The sequence below is a fragment of the Aquabacterium parvum genome (assembly GCF_001447195.1).
Classification (GTDB): Bacteria; Pseudomonadota; Gammaproteobacteria; order Burkholderiales; family Burkholderiaceae_C; genus Aquabacterium; species Aquabacterium parvum.
This window is the reverse complement of sequence record NZ_LFRI01000484.1, coordinates 1-18092: the sequence shown is the minus strand read 5'-3', so window position 1 is coordinate 18092 and position 18092 is coordinate 1. Positions and strand designations below refer to the sequence as shown.

Here is an 18092-nt window from a genome sequence, read left to right as displayed (position 1 = left end):
GTTCTCTGGCGAGACGCCTCCACGGGCCATTGCAGCTCGGCGCGATTCATGAAAAAGTACGCAGACTCAACACAAAGGGGGATCACATGTTCAGCTTCCACCGCGTGGCGCTTGCCGCGCTCGCCCTGTCCACCGGCATCGGCGCCGCCCAGGCACAGGGCCTGTCGTACTCGATGGAGTCGTCACTGACGAACATCCAGTACACCCTCACCGACCTGCGGCCCGACGATGGCATGGCCGCCAGCGTCGGCTTCAGCGACATCGGCACCCACGCCTTCCTGGGCGGCGTGGCCGTGATCGACAACCTCGTCAGCGGCGACCAGGTGGGCTACGAGACCCAGCACTCGGGCAGCTTCGGCCCGGCCAACCCTTTTGGCACGCGGGCTCAAACCGACTTCCTGCTGCCTGACAACACCAGCGCCGTGGCTTTCGTCGAAGGCAACCACCTGGCGGCCAACGTGCGGCTGACCCAGGTCGGCCAGGGCTACTACGCCGAGGCCGCTGCCGCCGCCGTCAACATCGACCTCGACAGCGACACGCCCCCCGAGCCCATCCAGAACACCGTGATCCTGGCGCCGCACAGCCAGTTCACGCTCACCGGCCTGGCCAAGGTCGGGCTGGTGCGCCTGGGCGAAGGCAATTGCCAGGATTGCGGCCTGTCCGTCGAGGCCATGTCGGTGCTGATCAGCAGCGATCTGTTCCCCGAGTTCTTCAACCCCGAGCTGGACAACGGGCTGTTCGATGCCTTCGACCGCGTCGAGGGCCTGTACGACTCCTTCGGCCTGAACAAGACCTTCGAAGCAGGCCTGCCCTCAGAGCTGCACCAGTCGAAGGAAATCAGCCTGACCTTTGTCAACGACACCGACGAGTTCAAGCGCTTCGGTTTCATCGCCACCACCTGGGTGCAGGCCCAGACATTCCAGTCACCGGTGCCCGAACCCGGCACCTGGGGCCTGACGCTGGGCGGCTTGCTGCTGCTGGGCGCCATGTCACGGCGTCGCCAGCGCTGAGGCGCACCTTGTCCCATTCACATCAGGCCCACTTCGGTGGGCCTTTTTCATGGACAAGCCCGCTTCAGTCCCACGAGCAAACGCCGAAGACACGAGGTGACGCAGGCCCCGCCTGCCCGTGTGCCTGACCCCGGAGCAGGCCCTCGGCCTCTTCGTCCGGGAAGCGTTCAAAGGTTTGCCGCCGTGTTTCGCCACCTGAGCATCTCCGCCAAACTGTGGGCAGCCGTCGCTGCCCTGATCGTCGCCATGACGGCCATCGTCGGCATCGCCGCCTGGCGTTCCGTCTCGCAACAACAGGCCGCCGAAGCCGCGCTGCGCTTGAGCGACGAGAAGCTGCGATACGCCTCGGAGTGGGCCGAGCTCAGCAAAATCACCATCACCCGGGTCGTGGCTGGCACGCTCAGCAGCGACCCCTTCGTCGGGCAGACCTTCTCCAAAGGCAACACGCAGAACATCGCCGAGATCACCAAAATGCTCGAGCACATCAAGGGCCTGCCCCTGACGGCGGCCGACGAGGCCCAGCTGGCCGAGATCCAGTCGCTGCGCGACCGCGTGCTCAAGCTCAACAAAGAGATTCAGGCTCAGCGCGACGGCGGTCAGATCGACGCCGCGCGCCAGCGTGTCATCGAAGAGTTCCTGCCGCTGACGCAGCAGTACGGCGACGCGCTCAAGGCTTTTCGCACTTTGCAGGAGGCCGACGCCGCCGGCATCCGCGCCGAGATCGCGGCCGGGCGGCGCAACATCACCGCCACCGCCGCCACCATGGTGCTGGGCGTGCTCGTGGCCACCGCCATCGGCGCCTGGCAGCTCATCCGCTCGATCCGCCGCCCCTTGCAGGACGCCATCGACGCGGCCTCGCGCATCGCCCAGGGCGACCTGACCGTCAAGGTCGACGTGCAAGGCAAGGACGAGATCAGCGAACTCATGCGGGCGCTGGACGGCATGGCCCGCTCGCTGGGCACGCTGGTGCGCAGCGTGCGCGAAAGCACCGACGCCATCTACACGGCATCGGGTGAGATCGCCAGCGGCAACCAGGACCTGTCCAACCGCACCGAGCAGACGGCTTCGAGCCTGCAGGAGACGGCCTCGTCGATGGAGCAACTCACCAGCACGGTGACGCAGTCGGCCCAAGCGGCCGACGAGGCCAACCAGCTGGCCACCTCGGCCAGCGGCGCCGCCCAGCGCGGCAGCCAGGTGGTTGGCCAGGTGGTATCGACCATGCAGGAGATCGCCGACAGTTCGCGCAAGATCAACGACATCATCGGCGTGATCGACGGCATCGCGTTTCAGACCAACATCCTGGCGCTGAACGCGGCGGTGGAAGCTGCGCGCGCGGGCGAGCAGGGTCGGGGCTTCGCGGTGGTGGCCGGCGAGGTGCGCACGCTGGCGCAGCGCTCGGCCAACGCCGCGCGCGAGATCAAGTCACTGATCGCCGCTTCGAGCGACCGCGTTGAATCGGGGGCCCGACTGGTGGGCGACGCCGGCCAGGCGATGGAGGAGATCCTGCAGGCCGTGCAGCGCGTGACGCACATGATGGGCGACATCCGCGCCTCGACCTCGGAGCAGAGCGACGGCATCCGCCAGGTGTCGCTGGCGGTGAACCACCTCGACCAGATGACGCAGCAGAACGCGGCGCTGGTGGAAGAATCGGCCGCGGCCTCGCAGAGCATGCGCGATCAGGCCCAAAGGCTGTCGGGGGCGGTGAACGTGTTTCAGACGTCCTGACCGAGGTCCGGCGCTGCAAAGCAAAAGCCCCGCAGTGCGGGGCTTTTTGTTGGGTGCTGGCGTCAGATTGGCGGCTCGGATACATTATTGAGTAAATTTACTCAATAAACTCATGGACTACCAGCGCCCCCTGCTTCAAGTCATCGTCGCCAGGTTGAACGAGCAACCCAAACGGATGCAGATCTTGGCCGGGCCGCGTCAGGTTGGCAAGACCACCCTGGTTCATCAGTTCAGAGCAACCCGCCCGAGCGACTCGGTCAAGGTGGTCGCTGCGGATGCATCAGAGAAAGCAGGTTTGAGCGAGGCAGATGACTGGGATTCGCCCACGCTGATGCGCAGCCAAGCAGCAAGCTTCGATGCCAATTGGCTGATTGATCAATGGGCCAAAGCCGAACGCGCCGCGAAAGCTTGGCGCGAGTCAGAACCCGGGCGAGCATCTCGCCTACCTTTCGTTTTGGTCATCGACGAGATCCAGAAAATCCCCCGGTGGTCGGATCACATCAAAGGCCTGTGGGATCGGCAAATCGCGACTGGACACCCGATGCAAGTGCTCTTGCTGGGATCGTCTCCGTTGTTGATGCAAAAGGGGCTGTCAGAGAGCCTGGCTGGCCGCTATGAGGTCATCCCCATCACGCATTGGTCGTTCGAGGAGATGAACAGCGCGTTCGACTTCACGCTTGACCAGTTCGTGTTCTTCGGTGCCTACCCAGGCAGTGCAAGCTACATCCAGGATGAAGGGCGCTGGCGCAACTATGTGCTGCGCAGCCTGATCGAGCCCAACATCGAACGCGACGTCCTCATGATGACAAGGGTGGACAAGCCCGCGTTGCTCAAGCAGCTCTTTGAAGTCGGCTGCTCCTTCTCGGGCCAGATCGTGTCTCTGGACAAGACCCTGGGTCAGCTCAACGACGCTGGAAACGTGACCACCCTGGCCCGGTACCTGGAGCTTCTCGCCCACGCCGGGTTGATGTCCGGTTTGCACAAACACGCCGCACAGGTGCTGCGCAAACGTCAGTCACCGCCAAAGTTCCAGGTCCTGAACAACGCCCTGATGAGCGCCAAAGGACAGCACAGCTTTGCCGAGGCCATGGCAGACAAAAGCCACTGGGGTCGTCTTGTCGAAAGTGCGGTGGGGGCCCATTTGATCAACTCAGCCGACACCGACACACGCGTCCACTACTGGCGAGAGGGCGGCCTGGAGGTGGACTTCGTGATCGAGCACAGAGGTCGCCTCGCAGCGGTGGAGGTGAAAAGCGGAAACGTTGGCGCAGGTGCCCGACACGCTGGGCTCGACGAGTTCATTCAACGCTTTCCAGGTTGCAAGCGCTGGGTGGTGGGCAGCGAGAGCCTTCCCCTGGGCGAGTTCTTGCGGTACGGAGCCGCACATTGGGTGGGTTGACCATGGCGCAGACAGGCGAGATCCGCATCCCGCGCCACGCGACCGCTCGCGAAGGCCAGGGCCGCTCGGCCAAACTGCCCCTTTCAAATTGGCGCTCCACGCGCGCTTATGTCTTGCTGGCCCCCCCTGGCACCGGCAAGACGGAAGCGATGAAGGCAGAAGCCGCAGCGCACAACCAGTCCCCCTTCGTTGAGGCGCACCTCATGATGCGTCCCGGCTGGCGGGCACCCACCTTGGCCGAAGGGCAAGCTCTGTACATCGACGGGCTGGACGAAGCCAGAGCCAGCAATGTGGGTGGACATCGCAATCGCCCGCTGGACGAAATCTGCACCAAATTGATCGAAATGGGGTCGCCCCCCTTTCGCTTGAGCTGTCGCGAAGCGGACTGGATTGAAGCGCTGGATCACGGTGCCATCAAACTGCTGGCAGACGAGAGCGACGTTGTCGTGCTCCGCCTCGAACCATTGAACGAGCAAGAGATCCGCCAGATTCTGGAAGACGCGCTGGTGCAAGCAGATGCGGTGGATCGCTTCTGGCATCAAGCCCATCAACAAGGTTTGTTGCCTGTGATGGGCAACCCACTGTTCCTTCGTCTGATGATCACATCGGCTGGGTCAAGCGGTCAACTGCCTGCAACCAGAGCACAGACGTTCGCCGCGGCCTGCGAGAAGCTTGCATCGGAAGACAACCTCGTTCACCGAATGACAAAGCGAGACATCGCACCCAACACGTCTGAACTGTTGAGCCGCGCGGGCATGCTTTGCGCCGTTCAACTGCTGAGCGGCGCAGAGGCATGGTCGGACGGTGTGGCAGATGGGATCAACGAACTGGCTTTGAACGCCTTGCCCTTGGACATCCCGACGAAAGACCTGCGGGCAGCCCTGGCAACCAAGCTGTTCAAAACCGATGGCGATCGAATCCAAGCTGCGCACCGCAGCATCGCCGAGTACCTTGGGGCCAGGGAAATCGCCCAGCGCATGCGCGAGCACTCCTTGCCCGTCGCCCGCGTCATGGCTTTGATGTGTGCAGAGGACGGCGGCGTTGCCCCTTCCTTGCGGGGCCTGCATGCGTGGCTGGCGGTGCACAGCCACGAACACCGGCAGACCTTCATCGCTCATGACCCGCTGGGCGTGGTGCTTTACGGGGATGTGAGTCACTTCAGCATCAACGAGAAGATCCAACTCCTGCAGGGCTTGGAGGGCGAGGCGAAACAGTTCGCCTGGTTCCGCAACGGCGATTGGGCCGATCACCCTTTCGGCGGCCTCGGCACCGCAGACATGCAGCAGACGTACCAAGGGTTCTTCGAGAACCCAGACAGGTCCGAAGCGCATCAGTCGATGCTGCATTGCGTGTTTGACGCCATCGCACACGGTCAACCGCTGCCCGATCTCCTGCCTGCGCTGGATCGGGTTGTGCGTGACCACAGCCACACACCCTACACCCGCACCAAATCAGCAGTCGCGTGGCTGGCTCAAGCGCGGTTGCTGTCGCTGGACATGCAGACCGCGTTGACATGGCTGTGTGACGTTCGCCAGGGCGTCATCGACGATCCGCAAGACCAACTGGCGGGAGCGCTGCTGGAGGCGCTGTACCCCGATCACATCGCGCCGAGCGAAGTGATGCAGCACTTCAGGCCACCGAAAGCGGCGTACTTTCATGGCAGCTACTCGGGCTTCTGGCGTCGTGAGCTGATCCCCCGAACACCCACTGTTGCACTTCCCATCCTGGCGGATGGCTTGGCAGACCTGTCACCGGACATCGACTCGTTCCGAAGCCACTTCGAGATGCCGAGGGTGATGGGCAAGATCATTGACGCAGCTTTGAACAGCTTGGCCGAGCCGATCGACGCGCCTCGGGTTCTCCGCTGGCTCACGGCTTGCGTGGACGAGCACGGGTTCTGGTCTCTCAAGGGCGACGAAGGCCAGGGAATCCGGGACTGGTTGAGCGCACACCCGCAGGTTCAGAAGTCGGTGCTGACGCTGGCCTTGCCCACGTCCACCCCACCCCACTTCTGGGAAGCCAGCCAGTTGCTTCATGGCGCACGGCTTCCGAGAGACTGGCACCGGTGGCTGCTGACGCTGGCCTCTCAAACCTCTTCAGAAGCCATCGCCAAATGGTGTGTTGAACAAGCCGCGCACCAGGCCATCAACCCCTCCGTCGATTCAGACATCACGATGCGAGACGTGGAAGATTGGTGTGAGGCTCAGCGCCCAAAGTGGCCAGCGACAGACGCTTGGCGGGAGGCCATCTGGAGCTGGCCCATCGATGCAGCTCAAGGCGAGTATTGGCGGAATCAAGAGGAATGGCGCACCAAGGAGATGCTTCAACAAGTGAAGCGCCGGGAACGCATCACGCCACACCTGGAAGCCATGGCTGCAGGCACTGCGCCCCCAGGCCTCTACCACCAGATGGCGATGTCTTACCTCGGTCGGTACACCGACATCCATGGCTCAACACCGGAAGACCGGCTGTGCGATTACCTTGGTGACGCGGCGTTGTTGCCCGTGGCGCTTGAAGGCATGAAGAAGGTGCTCAACAGGACCGATCTTCCGGAAGCGACCGCCATCCTTCAAGCTGGCCGTGAACTGCGGATGCACCCCCTTGATTCAGCGTGCCTCATCGGTTCAGAGCTGATTGCCCGCGAAGACCCAGAAGCCACCAAAGGCTGGCCGGATGAACTGATTGAACGCTTGGTGGCCATGTGGCTGACAGATGGCACAGGCAATGTGCCCACCTGGTATTCATCCATCGTGCGGTCCCGCGTCGAATTGGTCTCCCAGGTGTTCACTCAATATGTGCAAGGCATGCTGCGTCAGCGGGCAGAAGGCTCGATCACAGGTTTGTGGGCCTTGAGCAGCGACGAGGGCTCGGCAGAGCTCGCAAAACGGTGCGTGCCAGCCATCCTGGAGACCTTTCCTGCAAAAGCCAATCAGGCGCAGTTGAGCCACCTGAACCAGTCCCTTTTGCCAGCAGCCATCCGGCATGTGGACAAGCATGCGCTTCTCGACATCATTCAAACCAGGCTGAAGCTCAGAAGCCTGGATGCGCCACAACGGATTTCATGGCTGGTGGCGGGGCTCAGCCTTGACCCCGAACCCATCGCAATGGCGTTGATCAAGTTCGTGGGCAGCAGTCAAACACGCGCGGTTCAGATGGCGAATGCATTGAGCAGCATCGGCGCGCGATTGCCACACCAACTGGAGTTGCCGCCACCTTTTTGGGCAAGCTTCATTGAGCAGTTAGCGCCCCATGCCGAGCCAGATCGACCAGACGGCCCACATTGGATTGGCGAAGCGGACCACCGCCGCGAATTGGTACACAGCATGATCACGCGGCTGGCGGAATCCACTGAAACTGCAGCGGGTAAGGCGCTTCGCGGCTTGCGTGCCAATGCCCACACGATGCGATGGCGCCACATACTGGACGCAGCTTTGGCGGCCCACACACGCGCCGCGCGAGAAGCCGGGTTCAGGCACGCATCAGCCGCATTGGTGGTCCAGACCTTGTACAGCAGAGCTCCTGCGAACGTCGCAGATCTGGCCGCGTTGACGGTGGACCACCTGCGTCAGTTGGGCAAGGAGCTGCGTGGCGCAGAGTGGAATGGCGTGGCGATCTTCTGGCGCTACTCGGCCACCAACAAGGCCAAGTCGCTAGAACAGCGCACACCGGAAATCGAGAACACCTGCCGAGATCGGCTCATGGCACTGTTGCGAGATCGCCTGATCAACATGTCGGTGCAACTGGAGAAAGAAGCCAGCGCACAACAAGACACGCGAGCCGACTTGCGTGTCAGCGCGGTCATCAACCATCGTCGAGTGGTCGTGCCGATCGAAATCAAGAAAGAAAACCACGATCAGATTTGGCTGGCCTGGCGAGACCAGCTAGAAGGCCGATACGTCACTGATCCTGCCGCCCAAGGTCACGGCATTTACCTGGTGCTGTGGTTCGGACACTCACCAGAGAAAAGCCCAGAAGGCATCAAGCCAAAGAGTGCTGAGGACCTGGAGCGGCTCCTGCGAGAGCGCATCCCAGAGGCGGATCGGCATCGCCTGAAGGTGGTGGCGCTTGATCTCAGCCTCTGAGGCCTGGAATGAAAAAGCGGGGCACCCTGGCCCCGCTTTGGCTGCGCATCAGGTGAATGACGCGCGAATCTCTTACAGCCCAGCCGCCGCACGCAGCGCAGCAGCCTTGTCCGTGCGCTCCCACGTGAACTCCGGCTCTTCACGCCCGAAGTGGCCATACGCAGCGGTCTTGGAATAGATCGGGCGCAGCAGGTCCAGCATCTGGATGATGCCCTTGGGGCGCAGGTCGAAGATGCCGCTTTCGGCCACGATCTTGGACAGCTTCTCGTCAGAGATCACGCCCGTGCCTTCGGTGTAGACCGTGATGTTCATGGGCTGGGCCACGCCGATGGCGTAGGCCACCTGCACCTGGCACTGCTTGGCCAGGCCTGCAGCCACCACGTTCTTGGCCAGGTAGCGCGCGGCGTAAGCGGCCGAGCGGTCGACCTTGGAAGGGTCCTTGCCCGAGAAGGCGCCACCGCCGTGCGGGCAGGCACCGCCGTAAGTGTCGACGATGATCTTGCGGCCCGTGAGGCCGCAGTCGCCTTGCGGGCCACCGATCACGAAGCGACCGGTCGGGTTGATCAGGTAGCGGGTGTTTTGCAGCCACTCCTTGGGCAGCACCGGCTTGATGATCTCTTCGATGATGGCCTCGTTGAACTCGGGCTTCATCTTGTCGCCCAGGCTCCATTCGGGGCTGTGCTGGGTCGACAGCACCACGGTGTCGATCGAGTGCGGCTTGCCATCGACGTAGCGCATCGTGACCTGGCTCTTGGCGTCGGGGCGCAGGTAAGGCAGGCGGCCGTCCTTGCGCAGCTGGGCCTGGCGCTCGACCAGGCGGTGCGCGTAGTAGATCGGCGCGGGCATCAGCTCGGGCGTTTCGTCGCAGGCGTAGCCGAACATCAGGCCCTGGTCGCCGGCGCCGATGTTGAGGTAGTCGTCGGAGGCGTGGTCCACGCCCTGGGCGATGTCGTTGGACTGCTTGTCGTAGGCCACCAGCACGGCGCAACCCTTGTAGTCGATGCCGTACTCGGTGTTGTCGTAGCCGATGCGCTTGATGGTGTCGCGCGCGACCTGGATGTAGTCGACGTGGGCGTTGGTGGTGATCTCACCGGCCAGCACGACCAGGCCCGTGTTGCACAGGGTTTCGGCGGCCACGCGGCTCTTCGGGTCTTGCTCGAAGATGGCGTCGAGGATGGCGTCGGAGATCTGGTCGGCGACCTTGTCGGGGTGGCCTTCAGAGACGGATTCAGAGGTGAAGAGGAAGTCGTTCGCCACGGTGTGTGCTCCAGAAAAATGTGTCCATGAACCTCGGCGTCGCCGGGGCTGTCGAGACGGTTCTCTGTGCAGCGGCGAACGCTTTAGCGGCATTTGTGGATCGCCCCGCAAGTTGTCCTGTTAACTCGGCGATGGACGTGAGTGTAGTGGAAAGCATCGCCGTGTGTGTCCAAGATGTGACGGGTGTTCAGGCGTCCGGCAGACCGAACGCCGTGCCCCGGCAGGCGTTCGAAATCCCGAACAACTTGGCACCCGGCTCCGCATCAGCCCCAATGAAATCAAGCACTTGCCGGTGGCAAGCTGTGAAATTCACGCTGGCACGCGCCCTGCGATGTGTTGTGCACCCGGCCCCGGCCGCCCCGAGACCCCACACCAAGGACCGAGACATGAACGCCAAGCTGATCCGCCCCCTGCTGCCGAGCTTCCTGCTGAGCCTGATGCTCTCCCCGCTGGCCCCCGTGGCGCACGCCCAGTCCTCGCCCACCCTCAAGAAGATCGCCGACACCGGCGTGATCAGCCTGGGTCACCGCGAGTCCTCCATCCCGTTCTCGTACTACGACGACAAGCAGCAGGTCGTGGGCTACTCGCACGAGATGATGCTCAAGGCCGTCGAGGCCATCAAGGCCGAACTCAAGAAGCCGGGCATCGCCATCAAGCTGGTGCCGGTGACCTCGCAGAACCGCATCCCGCTGGTGCTCAACGGCAGCGTCGACATCGAGTGCGGCTCGACCACCAACAACAGCGAGCGCGCCCGCCAGGTCGACTTCTCGACCAACATCGTCGTCGTCGGCACCGACGGCGGCCCGCGCGTGCAGCTCATGGTCGACGACAGCGGCGCGGGCCTGACACCCGAGCTGCAAGAGCGCCTGTTCGCGCCCTTCTTCACGACCAAGCCCCACGGCCACGGCCTGGGCCTGGGTCTGGCCATTTCGCGTGACATCATCCGCTCGTTCCAGGGCGAGCTGCGCGCCGAGAACGTCGCGCAAGGCGGCGCCCGCTTCACCGTGGAGCTGCCCGAGCGCCACCCGCACGACCCCAGCGCACCGCCCGACCCCCAGCCCGCCACCCAGCCATGACCGCGCCCCAGCCCGACACCGTCCTCATCGTCGAAGACGACCCCCACGTGCGCCTGGGCTGCGTGCAGGCCATGCAGCTGGCCAACCAGGCCGTCGAAGGCGTGGGCAGCGCCGAAGAAGCCCTGACCCGCCTGGCCCTGGGCCACATCGGCGCCGTGGTCACCGACATGCGCCTGCCCAAGGCCGATGGCCTGAGCTTGGTTCGCCTGTGCCAGCAGCAGGACGCCCACCTGCCCGTGGTCATGATCACCGGCCACGGCGACATCGACCTGGCCGTGGAAAGCATGCGCGCTGGCGCCTACGACTTCATCACCAAGCCCTTTGCTTCAGAGCGCCTGGTCGACGTGGTGCGCCGCGCGCTCGAAAAACGCCAGCTGACCCGCGAGATCGCCCGCCTGCGCCAGCAGCTGCACCAGGGTGACGACATCGAGTCACGCCTGATCGGCCAGTCGCCGGCCATGGTGGCGGTGCGCCGCCTCATCCTGGATGTGGCCGACTCGCCCGTGGACGTGCTGGTGCACGGCGAGACCGGCTGCGGCAAGGAGCTGGTGGCCCAGGCCCTGCACGCTGCCTCGCCGCGCCGCAAAGGCCCTTACGTGGCGCTGAACTGCGGCGGCATGCCCGACAACCTGCTCGACAGCGAGCTCTTCGGCCACGAGGCCGGCGCCTTCACCGGCGCGCAAAAGCGCCGCATCGGCAAGATCGAGTTCGCGCAGGGCGGCACGCTCTTCCTCGACGAGCTCGAATCCATGCCCATGGCCATGCAGGTCAAGCTGCTGCGCGTGCTGCAAGAGCGCAAGCTCGAACGCCTGGGATCGAACGCACCCATCGACATCGACTGCCGCATCGTCGCCGCCACCAAGGACGACCTGCTCGAGCGCGGCAAGCAAGGCAGCTTCCGCACCGACCTGTACTACCGCCTCAACTTCGTCACCATCACCCTGCCGCCGCTGCGCGAGCGCCGCGAAGACATCCCGCTGCTGATGGCGCACTTCACGGCCACGGCGGCCCAGCGCTTCAACCGCCCGCCGCCGGAGCTGACGCCGGCGCAGCTGTCAGCCCTGATGCGACACGACTGGCCCGGCAACGTGCGCGAGCTGCGCAACGTGGCCGACTGCCTGGTGCTGGGCGTGCGCCACGCCATCCTCGACCCACAAGGCGCCACGCCCACCGCCACACCGGTCGGCCTGAGCCTGGCCGAAGCGGTGGAGCACTTCGAGCGCGAGCTCATCGCCACCGAGTTGGCCCGCCAGGGCGGCAACATTGCCAAGACCGCCGAGGCGCTGAAGGTGGCCAAGACCACGCTGCACGACAAGGCCAAGCGGCTGGGACTGGGGCCGCAGGGGTGAGGCTCAGCCGCTGCATAACAGCGACTCCAAGGGGTCTTGCCAACCCTGAACCTGCAACAGGTCGCTCGACCGCACCGATCAAAAGGCGCCAGGCCTCACGCGCAGCGTGGCCGTGACCCTGTCCCACAAACCAAGCGCCAGGGCTTCCGTCAAGGACGCCTTCTCCAGGTTTTTGAGCATGGCTGATTCCTCCAGCGTGCGCTCTGGCGCAGGGACGCGAAAGCCGTTGAAAAGCCCCAACTCCACAAATGGCTTGGCTGGGTCTGACGCCGTTTCGTTGCCGTGCAACATGAACATGGTCCCAGGCACACCATTGGGCGTTGGCCCCCGCATCAACCACTCTTCATAAGGCAGACCGTTGATGTCTCGCTGACCCTTGCGAACGGTCTGCGTGCCTGAGCTCTGCATCTCACTTTCGACCTGGGCGGTTCGCTCCAGCAGGGTGTCGCGTTCACGCACGGCGGTCGTGTGGTTGAAGTTGAAGTAAAGATCGGGTGAGCCTTGTAGTTGATACGACACATTGATGGCTTGCTGAGCGCTGGGCGGACCTGCCACGAAGCCGTTTGCAATGCAGTCGCCTTGATCCGTTGGGATCTCATTGTCTTTGCGCCCGCGCACACGGCTGAAGACGTGGAGCAGGTGATCCAGTTTTTCAGGAACGTCTGTTTTCAGTTGCCGCGCAATCGAATCCCCAGCATCTTCGGGGAAGCTGGTGTCCACGGCATTGATGCGCGCACTCAAAAAGTACTGGCTTTGCCACGCCCACACCTCCAGAGTGCGCGCCATGCGATCACTGCTGGTTGCGTCTTCTGCTCTGTCAAAGATCGCGCCGATGAACTGGTTGGGAAGTGCTGTTGCAGATCGCAGATAGGGATTTCCAGCGCCGGGAAGTTTGGTTTGCAAGAGCTTCGACTTGTACGCATCAAATCGTGCATCGAAAGCAGCCCTACTCATCGAAACGACCTCAATCGTCACGCCTTCAATCACCGAAGATGTGACCGTATTGATGACAAGCGCTTCGGGAAAATCGATGAGATACCGCCCCACTCCACGAGGGACAACTTGTTGCATCAGGCGGTCAATGTATGCGGCTTCTTCAGGATTCATGTTGGGGGCCTTGGGCGAACAAGCTGTCAATGGCCAGAAGCTGGCCATGGTGGCCAACACACCGGTTTGACGCAGAAAGAGACGCCGATTGATCATTACTTTTCGCTGTACTTCATTTCGGTTTTCTGAACGGACTGTGCTATCTGAACGATCGCACGCAAGGTAAACATGCATGCACGCTCGTTGTCTTTGCCATTGCCATGTTTGTATGCGGGCTCGTGCTCGACTTCTACCTGCTGCATGGATCTACAGTGCGCTTGAGGTGCGATGCCTGATCTGTGAGGCACTGTGCCGTCACCGGGCTCATCAGGGTCGCTGATGCGAAACGACTCTGTGTGCCGAGTATCACCTTCACCGAAAGCAGGATATCGGTTCTTACCAAGCAAATCGGGCGTTGTCGCCCCTGAGCCCCGCCATGGCGTGTCATCTGCAGCCATGATTTCCCGCATCTTCGGCACAGGCATGTTGGCCCGGGCACGCGCATGGTCCAAGCGGGTATCTCGGTCCCATTTCACGGTTCCGTACGCCTTGTGTTTGTCAGACTTGCCGAAGAACGCAAACGTCGTGGCGTGATATCTCTGCTTGATATCCGTGTGAAACCCTTTCACATCCCTCTTCATCAACTTCAAGTAGCCGGTCCAATCCGCATCGACTTGCGCCTGCCGCTTCTTCGGATCCGCTTCTTTGTTGAGTGGGTTGATCAGGCGGTCTTCGCACATGCTCCACCACTTGCCGCGTACTGTGTAGATCTCACCGTAAGGGTCGCCTTGCTGAGGCAGGCTCACGACGTTGCCACCATCGCGCACTTTCAGCCAGCCGTTGCCGTATTCCGGGGTGGGCAGCAGTTGCATGGGCCCTGGAGCGCTGGACAGCACAGCCGTCATTTCAGCGGCATTTTCACCCAGCACCTTGGATGCTGCGGCCGGGCCTTCTGTGCCCGCCTTGAAGCGCCGGTACACCGCTGCAGCACCAATGGCCGGCATCACACCATGCACGACGCCAAAGATCTTGTCGCGGTAGCCAAGCACTTCGGAGCAATGCCGCGCGACCAATCCCCCCATGCTGTGGGTGACGACGATGACCTTCTCGCACTTGCGCTTTTCTGACCGGTAACGGGCGATCACCTCGTCAATCCGCTTGCCCAGTCGCTCCCCGCTCTTTGCATTGGAGTCCAACCAGTTGTAGCCGCATGCATGCACCGGAAACCTGTAGCGGTAACTCAAAGCCACTTCGTCACGCGTCAATGCGGCTTCGCCTGTCAGCACGCTCAGGCTCTTGCCAATGAGGCTCGCACGCAAGCCATCCTTGGCTTGATCGAAGTCATTCAAAGCGTTTTCCAACCAAACCAAAAACTCTGAGTAGCTCATGGCTCCAACTTCGCCCCAGCCACGGCGTTTGAGCTCTTCGGGCGTTTGCGACGTACCACTTGGTAGCTTGCCTTCATCGTCCACGATCATCGTTGATGGAGTCAAAGCTGTCTTTCGCGCTTCAGGCCCTCGGCTCAGCCAGGGAAGCATCGACGCGGTGGAGTTCAAGGTCCACGATGTGCCCGTTGCACGCCCAATGCCCTTCAAATTGCTGCCCATGACACCGGGCACAAAGATGACCGGAATGATGCGATCTGGGACCATGTCCATCTTGGCGACGGAGTTGTCAGGCGCGCTCATCTGAGCTTTCCAGACTGGATTGCCTCGGGCGTCGTATTGCGGCGCAATCTTGCGCTCGATCGGGCTGCTCTGTGTCATATCTTGATCTCAAGCCTCGGGCAACAGTCGGAAGGACAGGCCTTCAGGGAAGTCGCTTTTTTGCAAGCCTGTCTTGCCGGCTGCATCGGTGGTGCCTCGCACCACGGTGCCATCTCCTCGCAGGATTTCAAACCTGCGGTTGACAACAGGCTTGCCGTCGAAGGGCCAAGCCAGGATCAGGTCTTCGTCGAATTTGGACTGCCCGGGCATTGCGTTCATCGCATGAGCGTAAGTCCCCGGCCCCACCATAGACTTCTGACTGGCCCTGACTGTGATCTTGCCCGGGCATTGCGCGGTGAACTGTCCGCCCTCGATCGTGATGCTCGCGCCGCCTGCTACCGACAGCACCACGCGCTTGGCCGCAGCGATGTTGACCACACCATTGGCGGTCTTGAGCTCCAGCGTCTGCTTGGCTGCGACTTGAGCCGGCCCAGCTTGCGCCTGCAGGTCGACCGGCCCTTGTGCCGCGATCAGCGTGATGCCTTTGCCTGCCGCTTCCGCGCCCGGCTGAATTGCCCCTGCCAGCACGCCAATGCCTTGCGCGGTCTGCACCCGCACTTGCCCACCCACAGCCCAGTGGCTGTCTTGCCCGCTGGCGATCTGGGTGGTGTCCTGGCTGCTGAGGTGCCAGTCCTGGCCTGCGGTGATGCCGATGCCGGCCTTGCCCACCATCGCGATGTTGGGATCGGCCATGTGGGGCAGCTTGTCGGCTGCCGCGCCGGTGGCCTTGTCTGCCGCGTCGGCGATGGCGTTGGGCAGGCTCGTGGTGCTGACTGTGCCCATCAGGCTCTTGGTGAGGGCGGCCGCCGGTGCGAGGGTGTCGTCGAGCGTGCTTTGCCGGGCGGCGCGGCTGCCAGCTGCCGTTGCCACGCCCACTGTCTGGTGCGTGGTGGCGGCTTGGTGGAAGGTCTCGGTCAGTTGCTGCATCTGGCGCGCGAGCGCGATGCCGGCTGCGTTGTCGCCCGCGGGCTCGGCGGTCTGACCCAGGCCATTGCGCAGGCCGAAGGTGCTGAGCATCACGCCCCGTGCGGCGCGCACACCGCCCCAGGCATCCGATCGCAACTCAAAGCCCAGGCCCCGGAAGCTGCCCCGGTGGTTGTCGGCCTGGTGCAGCAGGTGGCCCATCTGCAGCCAGGTCTGCGCCTGGGTGGTGTGCAACTGGGTGCGCAGCTGCTCAGGCGTGTCGTCCCACACGAGCTGGTTGTGGCCGCTGCCGCCGAACTCTTTGCTCTTGATGCCGCTCAGCGCGGCTGCGTTGGCCTGGCCTTGCGCGCCGGGCGTGGCCGCTGCACTGGCCGCGCCGTGCCAGGCGGGGCTGTGACCGCCGGGACCTGAGCCGATGAGGTTGCCCTGCGACGATGGCGCGTGGTCGGTGGACTGCGCCAAGGCATCGAGCGAGGCTTCAGCAGCCATGCCGCCCGGCGTGGGCGCGATGCCCGATTCACCCTGGCCGTTGTAGAGCGCAGCCATGACCACCGGACGGTCGATGTCGTTGCCCAGGAAGGTGACGAGCACTTCCTGCCCGATGCGCGGGATGAACTGGTGACCCATGCCCGGGCCCGAGAGGCGCTGCACCACACGCAGCCAGCAGCTGTGGTCACTGGGGCGCCGTTGCGGCGAGTCGATGTTTTGCCAGTGAAAGCGCACCTTCACGCGGCCCATCTTGTCGGTGTGCAGCTCGTGGGCACCGCTGGGGTGTTCGTTGCCATCGGGGCCCACCACGATGGCCGTTTGCGGGCCCAGCGCGGTCGGGCGTGGGCGGGGGCGCAGGCCGGTGTCGTCCATGAGCACGGGGCGCCAGGGCACGTCGCGGCGAACGGCCTGGAACTGGCAGGCAAAGCCGGTGCGCTCGGCGTGTTCGTGCAGGGGCTCGGTGTTGAGTTCATGGTGGATCGAGGGGGTGCCCTCGGGGTCAAAGCCGGGTGGGCGCTCGAGCATGGGCCAGCGCTGGCGGGCAAAGCGGCCCTTGGGGTGCGGCAGGCTGGCGTCGATCAGGGCCTGGATGTCTTTGGGCAGGTTGTTGATGCCGACGGCGTGCACCTGGGTGAAGAAAAGTTCGTGGGGCTCGCCTGCTTGGTCTGCAAATCCGGAGAAGGACATCGAACCCACGGTGGACTGCGTGACCCCGGCCCAGGTGCCCGCGCGCAAGGTGCGCACGCTGCCTCGCCCAAACCAGCTCTTGTGGCGCGCTTCGTGGGCCTGCTGAAGCAAGGTGGCCAGGAAGGTGGCCTCGGCGTGGTTGCCGCACACGAAGTCGCCCGTGGGGTCGTAGCTGTGCAGCCAGTCGTTGAGCGTGAGGGCTTCGTCAGGGCCCCACTGGGCGGCGGTGGGCACCTCGGCCACGATGGCCTGGTTGGCCTTGTGGTCCCAGCCTTGCAGAACCAGTTGGGTGGGGCGCAGCTCGCGGCGCGCGGCCAGTGCGGTGATGCTGTCTTGCTCCTCCTGGCTGGTGTGGCCATGAAAGCGGATGCCCCGCCCACCCAGGCTGTGCACGCTGGTGGGGTCTTCGGGCTGCTGGGCGCTTTGCACGAAGAAGACGACGCGGTGGCCCATGGGCGCATCGGCGTGTTCTTCCACGCGCCAGGCGATGCCTTCTTCTGTGAGCAGCCGCTGGACGAAATCGAGGTCGCTCTCGCGGTGCTGGACGCAATACGAGCGCTGGCCACCATTGCGGGCAAACAGCCCTTGGGCCACGTGATCGGCCACGCCGTCGTCCCAGTGCCAGGCGGCCAGCTGCGGGTGGTCGGCGAAGACGTCTTCGACGATCTGGATGACCGATGCGTCCTGCCACACCCTGCTGCACAGGGCGTGCTCGAGCAGGGCGATCCAGGGCTGCAGCAGCAGGGCCTTGCGGGCAAAGCCGCCGTCGGACTGCAGCGAGCGCGCTTCGGTGACGACGCCAGTGCGTGAGACCTCGCTGCCATCGGACAGGCGCGTGGTCAGCGTGACGGGGCGCGCGTAGAGGTCTTTGAGGGCAACGTGGGTGTCAAGCGTGAGGACGTGGATGCACAGCTCGAAGGGCTGGGAGACGGCTTCGTGCAGCTCGAAGCGCTCGACCATCAAGTCAGCGGGCAGGGGCTGCTCGGCATGCGTGGCCGCCAGCGCGTGCAGCCGGGTGTCTTGCGCCCACGCAGACAGCAGCCCGGCCAGGTCCGACAGGCTTGGCAAATTCATGGTCCCTGATTTGGTTTGTTTGGTGTGGGGCAGTCTAGGGCCTGTTAACACAAACTGCGAAGCCCATCGACCACGAGCACGAAGCTGAGAAAGCCGAGAAACATCGCATCAAGCTTTTCGAACCGGGAGAAGATTCGGCGGTAGCCCTTGAGCCGCCGGAACAACCTC

Annotated in this window: 10 protein-coding genes and 1 pseudogene; 6 read left to right on the top strand and 5 right to left on the bottom strand. The window is 63.5% G+C overall.

Features of this window, described 5'->3' with window-relative positions:
- Positions 1–86: 86 nt before the first annotated feature.
- From ABG80_RS23295 to ABG80_RS18270, 4 genes are all read left to right on the top strand, one after another.
- Positions 87–1010, top strand: coding sequence for a PEP-CTERM sorting domain-containing protein (locus tag ABG80_RS23295; protein ID WP_058089026.1), 924 nt, complete (start codon positions 87–89; stop codon positions 1008–1010).
- A 183-nt stretch (positions 1011–1193) separates the two neighbouring features.
- A complete protein-coding gene (locus ABG80_RS23995) occupies positions 1194–2735 on the top strand; it encodes a methyl-accepting chemotaxis protein (protein WP_083506257.1) in 1542 nt (513 codons plus the stop codon).
- Positions 2736–2847: 112 nt separating this feature from the next.
- Complete coding sequence (locus ABG80_RS18275; RefSeq protein ID WP_058089025.1) at positions 2848–4134, top strand: ATP-binding protein; 1287 nt, start codon at positions 2848–2850, stop codon at positions 4132–4134.
- 2 nt (positions 4135–4136) lie between these two features.
- Entirely contained in the window at positions 4137–8216 is a 4080-nt protein-coding gene (locus tag ABG80_RS18270) for an NACHT domain-containing protein (protein ID WP_058089024.1), read from the top strand.
- Positions 8217–8288: 72 nt separating this feature from the next.
- Here the strand turns inward: ABG80_RS18270 and metK are convergent, their stop codons facing one another.
- A complete protein-coding gene (metK, locus tag ABG80_RS18265) occupies positions 8289–9473 on the bottom strand; it encodes a methionine adenosyltransferase (RefSeq protein WP_058089023.1) in 1185 nt (394 codons plus the stop codon).
- Positions 9474–9910: 437 nt separating this feature from the next.
- On the opposite strand from metK, the gene ABG80_RS24100 reads away from it, so the two are divergent.
- Together ABG80_RS24100 and ABG80_RS18255 are read left to right on the top strand one after the other, a co-directional pair.
- Complete coding sequence (locus ABG80_RS24100; RefSeq protein ID WP_152987738.1) at positions 9911–10549, top strand: ATP-binding protein; 639 nt, start codon at positions 9911–9913, stop codon at positions 10547–10549.
- The gene (locus ABG80_RS18255) at positions 10546–11898 is read left to right on the top strand and encodes a sigma-54-dependent transcriptional regulator (protein ID WP_058089022.1); all 1353 of its coding nucleotides are present in this window, start codon (positions 10546–10548) and stop codon (positions 11896–11898) included. Before ABG80_RS24100 ends, ABG80_RS18255 begins: the two co-directional genes overlap by 4 nt.
- A gap of 78 nt (positions 11899–11976) precedes the next feature.
- Here ABG80_RS18255 and ABG80_RS18250 read toward each other — a convergent pair whose 3' ends face one another.
- The 4 genes and pseudogenes from ABG80_RS18250 to ABG80_RS18235 all read right to left on the bottom strand — a co-directional run.
- On the bottom strand, positions 11977–13005 hold the full coding sequence (locus tag ABG80_RS18250; RefSeq protein WP_152987736.1) for a T6SS immunity protein Tli4 family protein: 1029 nt from the start codon (positions 13003–13005) through the stop codon (positions 11977–11979).
- Between the two features lie 95 nt (positions 13006–13100).
- A complete protein-coding gene (locus ABG80_RS18245; protein ID WP_058089020.1) occupies positions 13101–14750 on the bottom strand; it encodes an esterase/lipase family protein in 1650 nt (549 codons plus the stop codon).
- Between the two features lie 9 nt (positions 14751–14759).
- Positions 14760–17924, bottom strand: coding sequence for a type VI secretion system Vgr family protein (locus tag ABG80_RS18240; RefSeq protein WP_058089019.1), 3165 nt, complete (start codon positions 17922–17924; stop codon positions 14760–14762).
- Positions 17925–17968: 44 nt separating this feature from the next.
- Positions 17969–18092 (bottom strand): annotated as a pseudogene (locus tag ABG80_RS18235) (IS5-like element ISCARN85 family transposase); the annotation flags it as partial.